This is a genomic window from Candidatus Thiodiazotropha sp. LNASS1, from assembly GCF_964212655.1.
GTDB lineage: Bacteria > Pseudomonadota > Gammaproteobacteria > Chromatiales > Chromatiaceae > Thiodiazotropha.
The window spans coordinates 2,945,516-2,962,369 of the sequence record NZ_OZ156465.1; the positions used below are offsets into that span (position 1 = coordinate 2,945,516).

Genomic DNA, 16,854 nt, shown 5'->3' on the forward strand with positions numbered 1-16,854 from the left:
GGCGGTAGCCGAAGTAGAACCCGGCAACCTGGCTGATTTCGACCGACGAATCAATGCCATGAACGACTTCAGCAAATTACCGGAAGCGGAAAGCCTCTCCGCGGCGAACAAACGCATACGCAATATCCTGAAAAAGAGCGAAGAACAACTGGCGCAACGCGCCGATCCTTCACTCTTCCAAGATGACGCCGAACGCACCCTCGCCAACAAACTTGATGAACTGACACCCCAGGCCAAACCTCTGTTCGAGCGCGGCGAATACACGCAGGGACTCAAAATACTGGCGGGCCTCAAGGAACCGGTTGATCATTTTTTCGATCAGGTCATGGTCATGACCGATGATACTACTGTGCGAAACAATCGCCTGACACTGTTGAAACAACTGGAAGGTCTGTTCCTCAGCGTGGCCGACATCTCCAGACTGCAAACTCAGGAAGGGCACAAATGAACCGGGACTCATACCAGGAAATGCTCGCGGAGGTGAAGGCATTCCACAAAAAACATCGTTTTCATGAGACAGGCGGGGAAGAGCTAACCTATCGTGTCGCCTTGATGGCGGAGGAGCTGGGCGAGATCTCCAGTTGTGTCACCAAGGGTAAGAGTAAACAGGCATTGGCGGAAGAGGTGGCGGATCTTCTAATACTGGTCATGGGGACTGCCATCGCCGAGGATTTCGATCTCAATCAGGCATTTTGGGACAAAATGGAAAAACTCAGTATACGCGAATCCCGTATGATCAACGGTCGTATCCGGGTCTCAGAATTTCGTGATGCGGATTAAAAGTAAGTACTTACTTCTGTGAAACTTGTCATATTAGATCGGGATGGTGTAATCAATCAGGATTCGGACGCATATATAAAGAGCCCCGAAGAATGGATACCCATCGACAACAGCCTGCAGGCCATCGCCAAACTCAGCCGGGCTGGTTACCGTGTATTTGTAGCCACAAATCAGTCCGGTCTTGCCCGCGGCATGTTCGACATCGAGACATTGAATGCCATTCATCAAAAAATGATTGGTGCAGTGCAAGCGGTGGGCGGAAGCATCGAAGCCATACTATTTTGTCCCCATGGACCGGATGACCACTGCGACTGCCGAAAACCCAAAACAGGCCTCTATGAGGAGATAGGCCAGCGCACCCAACAATCACTCAAGGATGTACCGGTGGTTGGAGACTCATTGAGGGATATTCAAGCTGCGATCAGTATCAAGGCAAGCCCAATCCTGGTTCGCACTGGCAACGGCGAGAAAACGGTCGAAAAACTTAGAGCAACCTATCCTCAAGTACCTGTATTTAAGGATCTCTTTAGCGTAACCGAGCATTTGATCGAACAACAAAGAACTAACCAATGATCCTTTTCAAATCCATTCTCTATTTTGTCCTGCTGTTGACCAGCACCATTACAATTGCAACCGTCGGTACACTGATTGGTTGGGCGCTTCCGAAGAACGGCATCCATTGGTTCGACCATGCCTGGAGTCGGATCAATCTGTGGGGACTGGAACACATCTGCGGTTTAAAATACAGACTGCAGGGTGAAGAGAATATCCCCGAAGAGAGCTGCATAATCTTCGCCAAACACCAATCAGCCTGGGAGACGATTGCACTTATCAGTCTTATACCAGGCCCAAAGTCATGGGTATTGAAGCGAGAACTACTTTTCGTACCCTTTATGGGCTGGGTAATGTACTACTTCAAACCCATCGCCATCGATCGTAAATCGGGGCGCAAAGCCGTCGAACAGATCATCGAACAGGGTACAGAACGACTCGAATCGGGAAAGAACGTATTCGTATTTCCCGAAGGTACGAGGGTTGCCCCGGGGACACGCAAACGCTATGGAATAGGCGGTGCGCTGTTGGCAGAAAATTCAGGTTATTCGGTACTGCCGGTCGCGCATAACGCAGGGGTGTTCTGGCGCCGGCGCGATATCAGAAAATACCCCGGTACCATCGATGTCCGCATAGGGCCTCTCATCCAGACAAAGGGTCTTAGCGCCGCGAAGATCAATCAAGCGGCTGAGGAATGGATCGAGTCTACGGTTGAGCATCTGCCTCAGAGCCGAGGCTGATGGGTATACTGAGTCCGCAAATGAACGCTAATAAACGCAAATAAAGAAAGATAAGGGCATATTGCGCGTGTAATGTGCTGCTTGCAGTAACACGTTTATCTTATTATTGCTTCTATTAAACAAGTCCTGAAAAGATCTAGCTAGCTTGGATAAAGCGCTTAAATATCAAAAATGAAATTTGCGTTTATTAGCGTTCATTTGCGGACTTTCAAAACAATCAAACATCAAGATTTTCGACGGTCAATGCATGTGTCTCGATGAAGTCACGTCGAGGCTCGACCTGATCGCCCATGAGGGTTGAAAAGATCTGATCGGCTGCCACTGCATCTTCAATACTGACCTTCAACAGACGTCGGCTGTCGGCATTCATGGTAGTCTCCCACAACTGGTCAGGATTCATTTCGCCGAGACCCTTGTAACGCTGAACATGCTGCCCCCGTTTAGCATCATCCATCAGCCAATCCAGGGCTTGTTTGAAACTTGAAATCGGTCGTTCCTTCTCACCCCGTTTGACCACGGCGTCATCACTTAGCAGCCCATTCAACTGACTACCCAATTCGACTATCTTACGGTATTCTACACTGCTGAAAAAATCGAACGGGATTAGATGTTCAGTACCGATTCCATGTACTTTTCGGGTCAGTAATATACCCGCTTCATCGGCAACCGTTTCATCAACCCGATTCAATGTACAAGATTCCGAGATTCCCAAATCTGTATTGAGCCTAGACTCTAACTCATTGATCCAAATAGAAATTTCACTATCGCTTTCGATCATTGCCTCATCCATTTTCGGCATATAGATCAGTTTTTCAAGCAAGACACCGTCATATCTGAGCGAGAGACGCTGAATACTGGCCATCACCGCAAGAAAGGCACGTGACAGGGTTTCAAGACTCTCACCCGTCAACGGAGGTGCACCACTGGTAACCACTAATGATGCATTGTCGAGGGCACTCTGCAGAAAATAGTTGTTCAAGTCCTGATCATCTTTCAGATACTGCTCCTGCTTACCCTTTTTCACTTTGTAGAGCGGCGGCTGAGCAATATAGATATGTCCCCTGTCGATCAGCTCCGGCATCTGACGATAGAAAAAGGTCAACAACAGAGTACGAATATGGGCGCCGTCCACGTCGGCATCCGTCATGATAATGACCCGATGGTAACGCAACTTATCGGGGTTGAACTCCTCTCGGCCAATACCACATCCCAGTGCGGTGATCAGGGTACCCACTTCTGCGGATGAGAGCATCTTGTCGAAACGGGCCTTCTCAACATTCAGGATCTTTCCCTTCAAGGGCAATATAGCCTGATATCGTCGGTCCCTGCCCTGTTTGGCGGAGCCCCCGGCTGAATCACCCTCAACCAGGTAGAGTTCGGAGAGTGCGGGATCTTTTTCCTGGCAATCGGCCAATTTACCTGGCAGACCGGCTATGTCCAGGGCGCCTTTGCGCCGCGTCATCTCCCTGGCCTTCCTCGCGGCCTCCCTGGCGCGGGCTGCCTCCAACATTTTACCCGCGATATTTTTGGCTTCAGCGGGATTCTCAAGAAGAAAATTATTAAGATTTTCAGCGAGGAGTGTTTCTACAATACCCTTCACCTCTGAAGAGACAAGTTTGTCCTTGGTCTGAGATGAAAATTTGGGATCCGGTACCTTCACGGACAGCACGGCTGTCAGACCTTCTCTGGCATCATCACCTGAAGTGTTGACCTTCTGTTTCTTTGACAATCCGGTTTGCTCAATATATTGATTGAGGGTACGAGTCAGTGCTGCACGAAAACCGGCCAGATGGGTACCACCATCCCGTTGTGGAATATTGTTGGTATAGCAGAAGATATTTTCCTGATATGACTCATTCCACTGCATTGCGATCTCGACCGTTACATCGTTGCGCTCATCACAGAAACTGAAGACTTTTTCATGCAACGGTGATTTGTTTCGATTGAGGTGCTCAACAAACGCGAGAATCCCGCCCACGTATTTAAAAATATCCTCTCTTCCGGAAGCCTCCTCTTTCAAGATTATCTTGATTCCAGAGTTGAGAAAAGAGAGCTCCCTGAGGCGCTTTGCAAGAATATCGTAATGAAATTCAATATTGCTGAAGGTCTTACCACTCGGCATGAAGGTAACGCTGGTGCCAGTCCTCTCCGTCTCACCGATCACTTCCAGGTCGGATTGAGGAACACCATGTTTGTAGATCTGTCGCCAGATCTTCCCTTGACGACGGATCTTCAGTTTAAGCTCTTCGGATAAGGCATTGACCACTGAGACACCTACACCATGGAGTCCACCAGATACTTTGTAAGAGTTATCATCGAATTTACCACCGGCATGGAGGACAGTCATGATGACTTCAGCGGCGGATTTTTTCTCTTCTGGGTGCTCGTCAACGGGTACGCCACGACCATTATCGCTCACTGTCACACTTTGATCAGAGTGGATAGTGACCTTGATTTCATTACAGTAACCGGCAAGTGCTTCATCTATGGAGTTATCGACAACCTCGAATACCATGTGATGAAGACCTGTACCATCATCGGTATCACCGATATACATACCAGGACGCTTGCGTACAGCATCTAAACCTTTCAAAACCTTAATATTCGATGAATCGTAACTCATAAAAATTCCGTGAATAGATCAGTAACCCAGGAAACGGGATCCAACGCGCTATTATACCTATAAATTCTCAATCCATACGAACCATTTCTATATTTGAGAAGGCTTGGTCAATACAGAAAAGAAATATCGCCATGTTCCACGTGGAACATTTGACAAGCATCTGCAGAAATTAGATTTTTTGACCTATCTGAATCGAGTGTTGTCACAAAACTCTGAACATTCATGTCCTCAATCAACTTGAGTAAATTTGCGTATCTTTCACTATCCAGTTCTGAATGCAGATCATCGACTAATAGAACCGGACTTTCCCCTGTTCTATCTTCTAATATTTTCGTCTGAGACAGCAGCATGATGGCTGCTGCTATTTTTGTCTCACCTCTTGAAAATATATTTTTTATCGGTTTTCCATCCTGCAATATTTTCAGATCAGACCTATGAGGCCCACAACTGGTAAAACCGCGTTCTTTGTCTATTTTGCTATTTCTATCTAATGCCTCAGCTAATGTGAATTCCTCTTTCCATCCCTGTTTTACTTTCAGTGAGATAGGTTTAATTAAGCCTGTTACATCGATTATGGTGTTGACCGTTTCATTCCAGCTTTTCGTATATTCCGACATTCTCCGATCTATCTCATTACCCAACTGGATCAGCTGCCTATCCCAAACCTTTATCTGTTCTCTCGATCCTCGTAGTGCATTGTTTCTCTGAATCAGTGCTTTCTTATACCTATTTACCAGGTTTGCATATTCGTGTTCCACGTGGAACATTCCCCAGTTTAAGAGTCTTCTCCTGTTTTTGGGATCATCCTCAATAATGCGTTGTATATTGGGTGTGATGATTGAAAGTGGTATTGATTTAGCAAGATCTGAGCGTTTTTTCAGATTCTCGCCATCTTTGCGTATCAGAGTGCCGCTGACTGTTTTTCGCAAGCCTATGTGATGTCTGTTATTTGTTGCCGTCTGTAAGGACGTAAATAGGTTGAGGTGCTCCTCGCCCTCTCTTATCAGACGTCCTGTTTTTTGTTGTCTGAAAGAACGTGCTCTGGCAAGCAGATAGATTGACTCTAATAGGGTTGTCTTTCCAGCTCCATTGCACCCGACAATGATATTTATTTTTTTATGTGGGGATAGTTCCGCGTTGGCAATATTTCGCAGATTTTCGATCTTTATTGTTTCTATGTGCAATTTGTTGTGTTACTACCTTTCAATCCTAAATTATTTCTAGATCCTCATAGGCATTACAACGTATCTGCTTTCTTCGTTTTCCTTACCATAGATCAGGGCACTGCTGTTTGTATCCTTGAGTTCTATGATTATTGCCTCCTCTCCTATCGCATTGATTGCGTCTAACAGGTATCCAACATTGAATCCGATTTTCAATTCATCACCACTGTATTGCACTTCGAGCTCCTCTTCCGATTCTTCTTGCTCCGGATTGTGGGCCTGAAGTTGCAACAGGTTTTCTCTTAATTCAAATCGTATACCTCGATATTTTTCATTAGACAGAATCGATGCACGGGTAAGTGATTGTCGGAGACTGTTTTTGTCTGCCTCGACTTCTTTGTCTGATCCAGTAGGCATCACCCGTTGATATTCAGGAAATCTGCCGTCGATCAGTTTTGATGTGAAAACAGCATTATCAAGTAATACGCGAATATAGCTGTTGCTCAACTCTATTTTGATGTCATTGTCATTGTTTGTGAGTAAACGGCCTAATTCCAATACCGCCTTTCTCGGTAGAATGATCTGCTGGTTGATCTCTTCTGGCGCAGCGTTCATAGCCTGGCTCATAGCCAGTCGGTGCCCATCCGTTGCAACTGTCCTTAAGTCGCCCTTGTTTATCTCGAACAACATGCCGTTGAGGTAATAACGTACGTCTTGTTGAGCCATGGCAAATTGCGTCTTTTCAATCAGTCGATTGAGTGTTGCCTCTTTAATGGTCATTATGTTGTTACTGGGTGTTGGCTCTATGACCGGATAGTCTCTTGCTGGAAGCAGGCTAAGTGAAAAACGGCTTCTGCCTGACTGTAGGCGAACCTTGTCTTCACTGACATCAAGTGTAATCGGTGCAGATTCAGGGAGTGCTTTACAGATGTCCAGAAGCTTTCGGGCAGGCAGCGTGAAATCGGCCTCTCCCTCACATTCAACTTGAGCCTCTGTTCTCAATTCGACTTCGAGGTCAGTGGCTGTGAGTTGGATCATGCCGTTTCCGGCATTGACAAGAATATTGGCGAGTATAGGTAGTGTTTGGCGTCTTTCTACGACACCGGCAATCTTCTGCATTGGTTCGAGAAGGTTTTCCCTATCTGTCTTTATCTTCATGTTTATCCACTCAGCATTTAATTAATTCTTTTTAAGAAAGTAGAACTGTTATTATTATTAGACCTTGGGTCAGCATGGGGGTAAGTTTTTAACCGATTGTTTTTTATAGTATTTTTTCATTTTCTTTTGTGATTTACCGTATTCTGTTCTTGCCAATTATCTGTTGATGGTTTGTGGATAGCTCAGCATTTCAATCTTACCCGATTTTCTCAACATTTTATCCACATTAACTGCTGAGGGTTCTCAACAGATTGGAATAGTCTTCAGAAATACGGGGGTCGCTCTCACGCAATTCCTTGACCTTGCGATTGGCGTGAATGACTGTTGTATGGTCTCTTCCGCCAAAGGCATTGCCAATCTCCGGAAGACTGTGATTTGTCAGCTCTTTGGCAAGTGTCATGGCGATCTGTCTGGGCCTGGCTATGGATCTGCTGCGTTTTGATGAGGTTAGATCAGATGTGCGGATTTGAAAATACTCCGCAACCGTCTTTTGAATGTTCTCAATCGTGATCTGTTTGTCATGAGCTGCGAGCATGTCGCGCAAGGCATTCTTGGCAAAGTCGAGATTGATCTCACGTCCTGTAAAGGTGGCGTTGGCAATGACTCTGCGTAGTGCCCCTTCCAACTCCCGGATATTGGAGCGGATCCGCTTGCCCATGAAAAAAGCGACTTCATTTGGCAGTTCGACATTCAATTGCAGCGCTTTGCTTTGCAGGATGGCGACCCGTGTCTCCAGATCAGGGGGTTCTATGGCGACGGTCAAGCCCCAACCAAATCGCGACTTGAGCCTCTCTTCCAGTCCGCTGACCTCTTTCGGGAAGCGATCGCTGGAGAGGATGATCTGTTGCTGGGATTCGAATAGTGCATTGAATGTGTGGAAAAACTCTTCCTGAGAGCGCTCCTTGCCGGCGAAAAATTGTATATCGTCGATCAACAGGGCATTGACTGAGCGATAGTGCTTCTTAAATTGTTCGATGGTGTTGTGTTGTAACGCCTTTACCATCTCGGCGACGAATCGTTCCGAATGAAGATAGACTACACGTGCCTGCGGATTTTTCTTCAGCATCATATTGCCCACCGCATGCATGAGATGGGTCTTTCCCAGGCCCACACCCCCATAGATAAAGAGCGGGTTATAGGCCTTTCCGGGATTTTCACCGATCTGAATGGAGGCAGCGCGTGCGATCTGGTTCGATTTTCCTTCGACAAATGTATCGAATACGAAGCTTTGATTGAGGTTGCTGTCGATCGAAGGGGTCTTCTCCTCGGATGCGGTAAGCTTGTTGGAGTTAACCTGATTGTTCTGTTTCTGTGTAGGCCGTCGTTTGCTGCCGATCTCCACTTTGACGGTCGGCGGATTGCCATCACACAAACTATTCAGATGATCCTGAATTGTATCCAGGTAGTGATTGCGTACCCAATCCAGTACGAATCGGTTGGGTGCGAGAAGTTTCAGATGGTTTTGATCTTCAACGATTTGCAGCGGGCGTATCCAGGTGTTGTACTGTTGAGGTGATAACACCTGCTCAAGATGTTCTGTACATCGTTGCCAAAGGTTCAAGTTCTCTCTCCAGCAGCGTTGGATGAGTTGAGATCGATTCCTATAACCAGCTAACCGGCTCTGTGACGCCCTCTGGCCATACCCTTTCGAACTGTCAAGTCTACCTGCGGTCGGAGCAGTTATCTATAGCCGAATGGGAGTAGGCGTCCACTTTTTTTAGCGGATTGTCTATTGACAGGGACTGGTGTTTAGGACTAGGCTACGCGTCTTTTTTTCGACCATAAATTATTTTTCAATTTATTGGCGGATCTACCGGTAAGCAGCTATGAAAAGAACCTTTCAACCAAGTAATCTGAAGAAGGCGCGTACCCACGGTTTCCGTGCGCGTATGGCAACACGTAACGGCCGCAAGGTGCTGAAGGCACGTCGGGCCAAGGGACGTGCACGCCTGGCACTCTGAATATATACGCTCCTTGCCAACATCCGAAGGGACTTTTCCCCGTCGTTGCAGACTTGTTAAGCCCGGCGACTACCGTCGGGTTTTTGGTGATGGGGAACGCTCTTCCGATAGCTTGTTTCTGGTGCTGGCCGGATCCAATCAGCTTGATTGCGCACGACTCGGTTTGGCGGTTTCAAAAAAAAGCTGTCCCAGTGCCGTACATAGAAACCGCATCAAGCGTCTGATTCGGGAAAGTTTCAGACTAAACCAGGCGCTGCTCACCGGACTCGATCTGGTGGTTGTGTCTAGACATGGCGCTGTAAATGCCGAGAATAGGCAATGTTTGAATTCCCTTGAACAACATTGGCGAAAGATGGTGGAAAAATGCGCCGCATCGTGATCTCTCTGATCAAGCTCTACCAAACGATCCTGAGCCCGTTTGTGGGACAGCATTGCCGTTTTTATCCCAGTTGTTCCACCTATGCGTTGGAGGCCTTGGAAAAGCACGGTACCCTGCAGGGTCTCTGGCTCTCTATCAAACGAGTCTCCCGCTGTCATCCTTGGCATGAAGGCGGTGTAGATCCGGTACCCGAACCCCGAAAAAAGCAGTTACATGGATAATATACGACTGATCCTATTCTTTGTTCTCGCCTTCGTTGGTTTGCTGCTCTATCAAGCCTGGCAACAGGACTATGGTCCGCAAACCCAGCAGAAACCACAGAGCGCATCTACTCCGGCAAGCGTTGACACTTCGGCTGATGCCGCTGCTGTACCGACAGTAGAGGTAACGGCTGAATTGCCTGCCGCCGCCGGGCCTGTGAACGCGGATGGCTCCGCCGGATCCATCCAGGCGAAAATCGTAAACGTCGAAACGGATTTGATGAAGCTGGAGATATCCACCCGGGGTGGAACGGTGCAGAAGGCGCTGCTGCTCGATTACCCCATATCCCTTGAGCAACCTGAAGTGAAAGTCGAGCTTCTGAGTCCTCGGGAACCCGACATCTTCATCGCCCAATCAGGCCTGATCGGCAGCGAAAAAGGGAAGGCGCCCGACCATGAAGCGATATACCAGGTTCAACAGGGCCACTACAAAATGGTTGATGGCAGCGATGAACTGGTGGTGCCATTGGTCTGGACACATAGTGATGGCATTCAGGTCACCAAAGAGTTCATATTCCGCCCCGGCAGTTACCTTGCCGATGTTCGCTATCAGATAGATAACCAATCCGCCGTGGGATGGGCAGCCAGGGATTACGGTCAGTTACAGCGAATGGAACCAAGTAGTGACGGCAACGGTTTTACCACCTACACCTACACGGGCGGGGTCTTCTATAACCCTCAGGACAAGTACGAAAAGGTGGACTTCGACGATATGGCGAAGAAGAAGCTGAATGTCGAATCGGATCAGGGGTGGCTGGCGATGATTCAGCACTATTTTCTGAGTGCTTGGATACCGCCCAAGGATCAGGTTGAGCATTACTATACCAATGCGCTCGCTGGTGGAAAATATTTGATCGGTAGTTACTCTCCCACAGTAACCGTGCCGGCTGGTGAAAGCACCACTCTGACCCGCAGACTCTATGTTGGTCCGAAGCTGCAGGATCAGCTGGAGGTTATTGCGGAAGGACTCGAACTGACCGTCGATTACGGCTGGCTCACCGTGATAGCGAAACCGATCTTCTGGCTTTTAAAGACTATCCACACCTGGGTCGGCAACTGGGGTTGGGCGATTATCATTCTCACCCTGCTGATAAAGGCGGCTTTTTTCAAGCTGTCGGAAACCAGCTACAAGTCGATGGCGAATATGCGTAAGTTCACGCCCAGGATACAGGCGATAAAGGATCGCTATGGCGATGACAAGCAACGCGTTCAGGCCGCCATGATGGAGCTCTATAAAAAGGAGAAGATAAACCCACTCGGCGGTTGTCTGCCCATATTGGTTCAAATACCTGTTTTCATCGCCCTCTACTGGGTGTTGCTGGAGAGCGTGGAGTTGCGACAGGCACCGTGGGTTCTGTGGATTGAAAGCCTGTCGGAAAAGGATCCCTATTTCATATTGCCATTGATCATGGGTGTCTCCATGTTCGTGCAACAGAAACTCAATCCGGCGCCACCTGATCCGATGCAGGCGAAGATCATGATGACACTGCCATTTGTGTTCACCATATTCTTTGCTTTCTTCCCTGCCGGGCTGGTGCTCTATTGGGTGGTCAACAATCTGATATCGATTGCTCAACAGTGGTATATCACGCGCAAGATCGAACAAGCGGCGAACTGATCAGGGTTTGTTAACACCATGCAGCCGGTTGATACCATCGCGGCTGTAGCGACCCCCCAGGGGCGAGGGAGTGTGGGCATCGTCCGCATCAGTGGGCCCGCATGCAGAGATATCGCCGACGCGCTGTTGGATACAATACCATCACCCAGACAAGCGTGCTTTATGCCGTTTCTCGATCAGGATCGCGCGGTGATCGATAGTGGTCTGGCCATTTTTTTCCCCAAGCCCCACTCATTCACCGGTGAGGATGTGCTTGAATTGCAGGGGCACGGTGGTCCGGTTGTTATGGATCTGCTGCTCCAACGCACACTTCAGTTGGGCGCACGCCTCGCACGACCGGGTGAGTTCAGCGAACGGGCCTTCCTAAACGGCAAGCTCGATCTGGTGCAGGCCGAAGCGATAGCAGATCTGATCGATGCGGAAAGCCAGGCTGCGGCTCGATCGGCCACGCGTACCTTGCAAGGAGCATTCTCAAACAAGATAGACCGGCTGGTGGAGTCATTGATCGAATTGCGTCTCTATGTGGAGTCAGCGATCGACTTCCCAGAGGAGGAGATCGACTTTCTCACCTGCAGTAATGTCAGTGAGCGTTTACATTCAATCCTCGATGAGATCGAATTGACTCGTCAAAGCGCACATAGCGGCAGATTGCTGAGAGATGGATTGACCCTGGTAATCGCGGGCAGACCGAATGCCGGTAAATCGAGCCTGTTGAACGCTCTGGCCGGCGCCGAGGCCGCGATCGTCAACGATATACCCGGCACCACCAGGGATCTGCTGCGTGAACGTATTACCATCGATGGCATGCCGCTGCATATTATCGATACCGCAGGTCTGCGGGAGAGTCATGACCCGGTTGAAGCAGAAGGGATTCGTCGCGCAAAAAAGGAGATCGAGCAGGCTGACCGGGTACTTTGGGTTTTTGACGATTCTATTGATCCGCATCACCTCGCCATCGATCGAGATCAATTGCCAAAGGGTGTCCCGGTCACTCTGATCCGCAATAAAATCGATATTGCCGGCAACACTCCCGGCATACTTGAGGATGAGTCAGAGGTTGAGGTTGCCTTGTCGGCCACCCGTGGCGATGGCATCGATCTGCTGACTACCCACCTTAAACAGTGTGTGGGTTACCGGCATCTGGGAGAGGGTGATTTTATCGCCAGACGCCGTCATCTGGATGCCCTGGAACGTGCCATCGGGCATCTCCGTCAAGGGGAGTTGAGCCTGCAACGAGACCAGGCGGGCGAATTGCTGGCTGAAGATCTGCGCCTGGCCCAACAATCGTTATCTGAGATTACCGGTGAATTCACGGCTGATGACCTGTTAGGGCGTATCTTCAGTAGCTTCTGTATCGGAAAATAGGGTATGACTTCAGGCAGTGGGTAATTGAAGCCGCATCATTGACGTTTTTTTTGATCAAGCACATTGCAGCCATGGTAAAGTCGGGGCTAACTGTGGTGCAATAGGTTAACGTAATGAATGAGGAGGCGAAATTATGTTGGGTGAACCCCATGATCTGTTACATGAATTTCCGGAATATGCCGATAAAATTGCCGAATTACGCGCCAGTAACGATGTCTTCCACAATTTGATGGATGAATATGACTGGCTGGATGCGCACATCCGCAATCTTGAGGAGTTGCACAACCCTGTTTCGGATTTCCATATGGAGGAGATGAAGAAGCGCCGGGTATTGTTGAAAGACAGGCTGTATGCCTTCTTACATGGCTGATTGAGGCTATCTTCGTCGCGGGCGAAACTGACGAACCTGTCGCGCAAATGTACGCTGTTGTTCATAGTCCCTCGTTTGAGAGGCATAGCGCAGCCTGATGTAGAGATCGATGATCGTCATAATCTGGTCCGCCAGATCCGGACGGTTACGAGCAGCCCGCTTTGCATAATCCATCGGACCCTCATAGGCTCTGCGGGTGATGCCAAGGTTTGACAGCTTTTTGCAAAAGCGTTGATAGAGTTGTTGTGTTGGGGTGAGCCGTAACCTGCCCTGGTGGATGGTTATAAAGGCTATAGTTATTAATATGGTCAACACCAGTCCCAGTGTGATCAGGCTCCTTTGTATCGTGGAATAGTTTTCTAGTTCGAATTTACGCATCAGGGTGAACTGGTGTTCCTTACTGTAGCCGATAATCCAACGACGCCATTGGATATTGAAACTATCAAGGACATTGGCAAACTGACGTACTATCGATGCAGCCAATCCACTTCCTCCTATCTCAAATAGGGCCGGTGCACCCTCTTCACCGAATGTCAGTCGTAAGGGGTATTCTATGCGCTCCGGGGCGACGGCTGCAGTGGGGTCGACTCTTACCCAACCCTGATCCTCCAACCATATTTCTGACCAGACATGGGCATGATATTGGCGGATAATGAAGTAGCCACCTAATTCGTTGTACTCACCACCGTGATATCCCAAAATCAGACGTGAAGGTATACCTGCAATTCGCATTAATTGACTGAAGCTCGTGGCATAGTGTTCACAAAAGCCGGACTTGTCTTCAAATAGAAACTCATCCACGGGATTGATGAAATATGTAGGTGGAGAGAGTGTGTATACAAATGGGTTTGTGTTGAAATAGCGCAATGCCTGTCCAACAATCTCCTTGTTGTTTCTAGATTCAGCCTGCCAACTGGCAACCAATTCACGCTGTCGTGTCGTCACCGTATCGCCAATTTGTAATGCCCTTTTACGTAACTTTTTTGACAACTTTTTCATGCGATACTGGGTCATGGATTGAAGGCTGTAGTTTATTGGTTGAGATACCGGCTTGTTGTGAACCAGTTGAAAGTCATATGTAAGTCTGCTACTTGCTGGCGCTTCAAGAGGTACATCGAGAGCAATAAGCCAATCTTCATCATGTGGTTCCAGGAAGATTTCATATTTGACTGGTTGGCCAGATATAATTAACTTTGTGTTGTTATGTGTTTTAGGCCATGCTTTATCCGAGTACCAACTGTATCCGTCGGTATCCCACAGAACCAAACCACGCCAATAGCGTTGCTGGACTGGTGGTGGGTTATGTTTGAATTCCGCTCTGAATGCCACCTCTGATGACTCGATAAGGTTACTGACTGAACCAGGTGTGACTCGATCACTGAGACCGGTCCGAGCTGCCGATTCTGGCCCAAAGCTCCACAGCGGTTGAGTGATACGTGGAAATACTATGAACAGGATAATTGCTATGGGTAGTGCCTGGGTAGTTATTTGAAACGCTTTGATGAGAGGTTGCAGGAAATAGGATGCCGGTATTACCTGGTTCATCTCCGATAACAGCGCTGTGAGACAAGTAACGATGATGATGAGATAGAGTGTCAACAGTAATGATTGGCTGAACAGGAATTGTGTAATGATGACAAAATAGGAGATAAATACTGAAATATAGATTTCCCTGCGCTTTTTTATCTCCATTACCTTCAGCATTAACATCATTCCCAATAGCGCGACACCCGCATCTCGACCCAGCAGGGTCTGGTATTGCGAATAGACGATAGCGATTGAGACGAGAGTAACCGCCATAAGCAACCAGCGTCCGGGTTGCAGCCTGCTTGAATAGAGACTGGCTATGCGCCATATGAATATTAGAGATAAATAGAGTGAAATGTTTAGCGGGATGTTGCTGACGTGCGGCAATAACGCCAAGCCCATGATCAGGGTGAGCTTCGACAAGAAAGCCGGCGTTACCGTGTAGTCAACCGGCTGTTTCATTGTCAGTGCCGTAGCGGGCAAGCAGTGAGAGACAACGTTGTTGATGTAAGGGTCCCGAGCCGGTAGGAATCTTTTCACCAGGCATCTGCAGACTGTAAGATTGCTCCTGTTCCTCAGCCTGTAAAACAAATCGACAGAGCAGGCTGAGACGGTGTTCGGTTTCGAACGCTTTCAGCAGCTCCCAATCGAGACTGACCTGTTCACTCCTGTCACCACCAAACTGCTTGCTCAGCAGCCCCCGCTCCCTGGCCTGTGCCTTCCAGTCGATTTGACGTGGCGAATCACCTACACGGTAGCTGCGCAAACCTATGAAGTCGTCGGCACCAACGCCTCTGTCACCACTGTCGCTGTGACTGTAGATCGCCGTAGTTGGTGGTTCACCCTGTTTGGCCGGTTTGGGATAGACAAGACAGCTTTGCTCAAGCTGAGCATAACTCCAGGCTCGAAAGAGACCGAGTGGATAGGTGGTCTGTATGATGATTTCAGGTATTGGCAGAAGACCGCGCCGTTCTGTCTTGATCGGTAAATGCAGCTCGCCATGCGAGCCGGCTTTGACATCGACACTACCACCAAGCTGGTTTCTGGATTTGATGGCAATCCCATAACGATCGGCCGTACCGTCATTCATTACCCGGAGGGTAAAATCGGCGGTTTGGCCGGCAAAGACCGATGCAGCCTCACCTGGCTGTATCATCAGGCCGAGTAGATTACGCCAGGTATGCAGTATGCATATCAGCCAGATACCGCCGAGCAGAAAAGTCATCAAGTGACCCAGATTACTGCCATAGTTGATAGAACCGGCCAGCATCAACATCAGTAACAGGGCCAATAGCATTCCCTGGCGGGTCGGCAGGATATAGATGCTGCGCGCTACTATGCGGACCCTGCCGCGGGATTCCGGCCGCCCGCGTCGGCGAAAGCTCTTCAGCCACTGTCCTGTCGTTATCGTTGTCATCTCAAGGGATCGGTACGGAACTGATTAGGTTCATCACCAGGCTGTCACCCTGAGGCTCAGCGCTATCGCCCGCCGGTTGAAGCCGATGGCCTACGGTGGCGGGCAGAATGGCCTGCAGATCTTCGGGTAAAACCATGTTGCGGCCTTCGATCATTGCCCATGCCCGTGCGCCCTGCAAGATAGCCAAACCGGCTCGCGGGGAGAGACCGTGGCGGTAGTCCGGAGATGTGCGGCTAAATGAAAGAATGTCCTGGCAGTAGTCGATCAAGGCGTCCGCCACATGAATCTGTGAAACCCGTTGCTGATATGCTGTCAGTCTCTGATTGTCTATCACTGCAGGCATCTTATTGAGCATTTGCCGTCGGTTCTCGCCGCCTAGCAGTTCTCTCTCCGCCTCTCTTTCGGGATAACCTATGCGGATGCGCATAAGAAAACGGTCAAGCTGGGATTCCGGCAGGGGGAAGGTACCCACTTGATGGGCCGGGTTTTGCGTGGCGATGACAAAAAACGGTTCAGGCAGGCCATGGGTGACGCCATCAGTGGTGACCTGCCGCTCCTCCATGGCCTCCAATAAGGCACTTTGCGCCTTGGGTGTGGCGCGGTTGATCTCATCGGCCAGGACCAGCTGGGCGAATACCGGTCCGTGATGGAATTGAAAACGCTGTTCGCTTCGCTCATAAATCGACACACCGATGATATCCGAGGGCAGAAGGTCACTGGTAAACTGGATGCGTTGATAGTGGAGTCCCAGCATGTGTGCCAGGGTATGGGCCAGGGTGGTCTTGCCAACGCCGGGCAGATCCTCGATCAAAAGGTGTCCCCGTGCCAGCAGACAGGCAATGGAGAGTTTAATCACCTCCTGTTTGCCCAGCAGGATCCTCCCGGCGGCTTCGATAATCTTTTTTAGTTCAGAACTCATAGATTTCCGTGGTGTCTGTGGT

The 16,854-nt window shown here is 49.1% G+C and carries 17 protein-coding genes; 10 read left to right on the top strand and 7 right to left on the bottom strand.

Annotated features, from left to right (window positions below; genetic code table 11):
* Positions 1-58: 58 nt before the first annotated feature.
* The 4 genes from AB8516_RS12915 to AB8516_RS12930 are packed head-to-tail and all read left to right on the top strand — an operon-like array spanning position 59 to position 2,072.
* Positions 59-448 (top strand): DALR anticodon-binding domain-containing protein, encoded by a 390-nt coding sequence (locus AB8516_RS12915; protein ID WP_369163280.1) that lies wholly within the window; start codon positions 59-61, stop codon positions 446-448.
* Entirely contained in the window at positions 445-780 is a 336-nt protein-coding gene (locus tag AB8516_RS12920) for a MazG nucleotide pyrophosphohydrolase domain-containing protein (protein WP_369161218.1), read from the top strand. Before AB8516_RS12915 ends, AB8516_RS12920 begins: the two co-directional genes overlap by 4 nt.
* 18 nt (positions 781-798) lie before the next feature.
* Entirely contained in the window at positions 799-1,353 is a 555-nt protein-coding gene (gene gmhB / locus AB8516_RS12925; protein WP_369161220.1) for a D-glycero-beta-D-manno-heptose 1,7-bisphosphate 7-phosphatase, read from the top strand.
* Positions 1,350-2,072, top strand: a complete 723-nt coding sequence (locus AB8516_RS12930) for a lysophospholipid acyltransferase family protein (RefSeq protein WP_369161222.1) — start codon at positions 1,350-1,352, stop codon at positions 2,070-2,072. The genes gmhB and AB8516_RS12930 overlap by 4 nt, the downstream gene beginning before the upstream one ends.
* A gap of 217 nt (positions 2,073-2,289) precedes the next feature.
* On the opposite strand, the gene gyrB is transcribed toward AB8516_RS12930, so the two are convergent.
* The 4 genes from gyrB to dnaA form a co-directional block, all read right to left on the bottom strand.
* Positions 2,290-4,695, bottom strand: a complete 2,406-nt coding sequence (gene gyrB / locus AB8516_RS12935) for a DNA topoisomerase (ATP-hydrolyzing) subunit B (RefSeq protein ID WP_369161223.1) — start codon at positions 4,693-4,695, stop codon at positions 2,290-2,292.
* Between the two features lie 107 nt (positions 4,696-4,802).
* Positions 4,803-5,879, bottom strand: coding sequence for a DNA replication/repair protein RecF (gene recF, locus AB8516_RS12940; RefSeq protein ID WP_369161225.1), 1,077 nt, complete (start codon positions 5,877-5,879; stop codon positions 4,803-4,805).
* A gap of 36 nt (positions 5,880-5,915) precedes the next feature.
* The gene (gene dnaN / locus AB8516_RS12945) at positions 5,916-7,016 is read right to left on the bottom strand and encodes a DNA polymerase III subunit beta (RefSeq protein ID WP_369161227.1); all 1,101 of its coding nucleotides are present in this window, start codon (positions 7,014-7,016) and stop codon (positions 5,916-5,918) included.
* A gap of 226 nt (positions 7,017-7,242) precedes the next feature.
* Positions 7,243-8,577, bottom strand: coding sequence for a chromosomal replication initiator protein DnaA (gene dnaA / locus AB8516_RS12950; RefSeq protein ID WP_108293767.1), 1,335 nt, complete (start codon positions 8,575-8,577; stop codon positions 7,243-7,245).
* 265 nt (positions 8,578-8,842) lie between these two features.
* Between dnaA and rpmH the strand changes: the two genes are divergently transcribed.
* The 6 genes from rpmH to AB8516_RS12980 all read left to right on the top strand — a co-directional run bounded on the left by rpmH (position 8,843) and on the right by AB8516_RS12980 (position 12,969).
* Entirely contained in the window at positions 8,843-8,977 is a 135-nt protein-coding gene (gene rpmH, locus AB8516_RS12955) for a 50S ribosomal protein L34 (RefSeq protein ID WP_069121016.1), read from the top strand.
* Positions 8,978-8,990: 13 nt separating this feature from the next.
* Positions 8,991-9,356, top strand: coding sequence for a ribonuclease P protein component (rnpA, locus tag AB8516_RS12960; protein ID WP_369161230.1), 366 nt, complete (start codon positions 8,991-8,993; stop codon positions 9,354-9,356).
* The gene (gene yidD / locus AB8516_RS12965) at positions 9,341-9,577 is read left to right on the top strand and encodes a membrane protein insertion efficiency factor YidD (RefSeq protein WP_069121018.1); all 237 of its coding nucleotides are present in this window, start codon (positions 9,341-9,343) and stop codon (positions 9,575-9,577) included. The genes rnpA and yidD overlap by 16 nt, the downstream gene beginning before the upstream one ends.
* A complete protein-coding gene (gene yidC, locus AB8516_RS12970) occupies positions 9,570-11,234 on the top strand; it encodes a membrane protein insertase YidC (RefSeq protein ID WP_369161232.1) in 1,665 nt (554 codons plus the stop codon). Before yidD ends, yidC begins: the two co-directional genes overlap by 8 nt.
* A gap of 18 nt (positions 11,235-11,252) precedes the next feature.
* Positions 11,253-12,599 (top strand): tRNA uridine-5-carboxymethylaminomethyl(34) synthesis GTPase MnmE, encoded by a 1,347-nt coding sequence (gene mnmE, locus AB8516_RS12975; RefSeq protein WP_369161234.1) that lies wholly within the window; start codon positions 11,253-11,255, stop codon positions 12,597-12,599.
* Between the two features lie 133 nt (positions 12,600-12,732).
* The gene (locus AB8516_RS12980; protein WP_069121021.1) at positions 12,733-12,969 is read left to right on the top strand and encodes a YdcH family protein; all 237 of its coding nucleotides are present in this window, start codon (positions 12,733-12,735) and stop codon (positions 12,967-12,969) included.
* Positions 12,970-12,975: 6 nt separating this feature from the next.
* Here AB8516_RS12980 and AB8516_RS12985 read toward each other — a convergent pair whose 3' ends face one another.
* The 3 genes from AB8516_RS12985 to AB8516_RS12995 are packed head-to-tail and all read right to left on the bottom strand — an operon-like array spanning position 12,976 to position 16,832.
* On the bottom strand, positions 12,976-15,036 hold the full coding sequence (locus tag AB8516_RS12985) for a DUF3488 and DUF4129 domain-containing transglutaminase family protein (RefSeq protein ID WP_369161236.1): 2,061 nt from the start codon (positions 15,034-15,036) through the stop codon (positions 12,976-12,978).
* Entirely contained in the window at positions 14,942-15,913 is a 972-nt protein-coding gene (locus tag AB8516_RS12990) for a DUF58 domain-containing protein (protein WP_369161238.1), read from the bottom strand. Before AB8516_RS12990 ends, AB8516_RS12985 begins: the two co-directional genes overlap by 95 nt.
* Position 15,914: 1 nt before the next feature.
* On the bottom strand, positions 15,915-16,832 hold the full coding sequence (locus tag AB8516_RS12995) for an AAA family ATPase (protein ID WP_369161240.1): 918 nt from the start codon (positions 16,830-16,832) through the stop codon (positions 15,915-15,917).
* Positions 16,833-16,854 lie beyond the last annotated feature (22 nt).

Excerpts from the sequence above, each read along its gene's own strand:
- AB8516_RS12915 (WP_369163280.1), top strand. The coding sequence starts at position 59 with ATGAACGACTTCAGCAAATTACCGGAAGCGGAAAGCCTCTCCGCGGCG.
- AB8516_RS12920 (WP_369161218.1), top strand. The coding sequence starts at position 445 with ATGAACCGGGACTCATACCAGGAAATGCTCGCGGAGGTGAAGGCATTC.
- AB8516_RS12930 (WP_369161222.1), top strand. The coding sequence starts at position 1,350 with ATGATCCTTTTCAAATCCATTCTCTATTTTGTCCTGCTGTTGACCAGC.
- gyrB (WP_369161223.1), bottom strand. The coding sequence starts at position 4,695 with ATGAGTTACGATTCATCGAATATTAAGGTTTTGAAAGGTTTAGATGCT.
- dnaN (WP_369161227.1), bottom strand. The coding sequence starts at position 7,016 with ATGAAGATAAAGACAGATAGGGAAAACCTTCTCGAACCAATGCAGAAG.
- rpmH (WP_069121016.1), top strand. The coding sequence starts at position 8,843 with ATGAAAAGAACCTTTCAACCAAGTAATCTGAAGAAGGCGCGTACCCAC.
- yidD (WP_069121018.1), top strand. The coding sequence starts at position 9,341 with ATGCGCCGCATCGTGATCTCTCTGATCAAGCTCTACCAAACGATCCTG.
- yidC (WP_369161232.1), top strand. The coding sequence starts at position 9,570 with ATGGATAATATACGACTGATCCTATTCTTTGTTCTCGCCTTCGTTGGT.
- mnmE (WP_369161234.1), top strand. The coding sequence starts at position 11,253 with ATGCAGCCGGTTGATACCATCGCGGCTGTAGCGACCCCCCAGGGGCGA.
- AB8516_RS12980 (WP_069121021.1), top strand. The coding sequence starts at position 12,733 with ATGTTGGGTGAACCCCATGATCTGTTACATGAATTTCCGGAATATGCC.
- AB8516_RS12990 (WP_369161238.1), bottom strand. The coding sequence starts at position 15,913 with ATGACAACGATAACGACAGGACAGTGGCTGAAGAGCTTTCGCCGACGC.
- AB8516_RS12995 (WP_369161240.1), bottom strand. The coding sequence starts at position 16,832 with ATGAGTTCTGAACTAAAAAAGATTATCGAAGCCGCCGGGAGGATCCTG.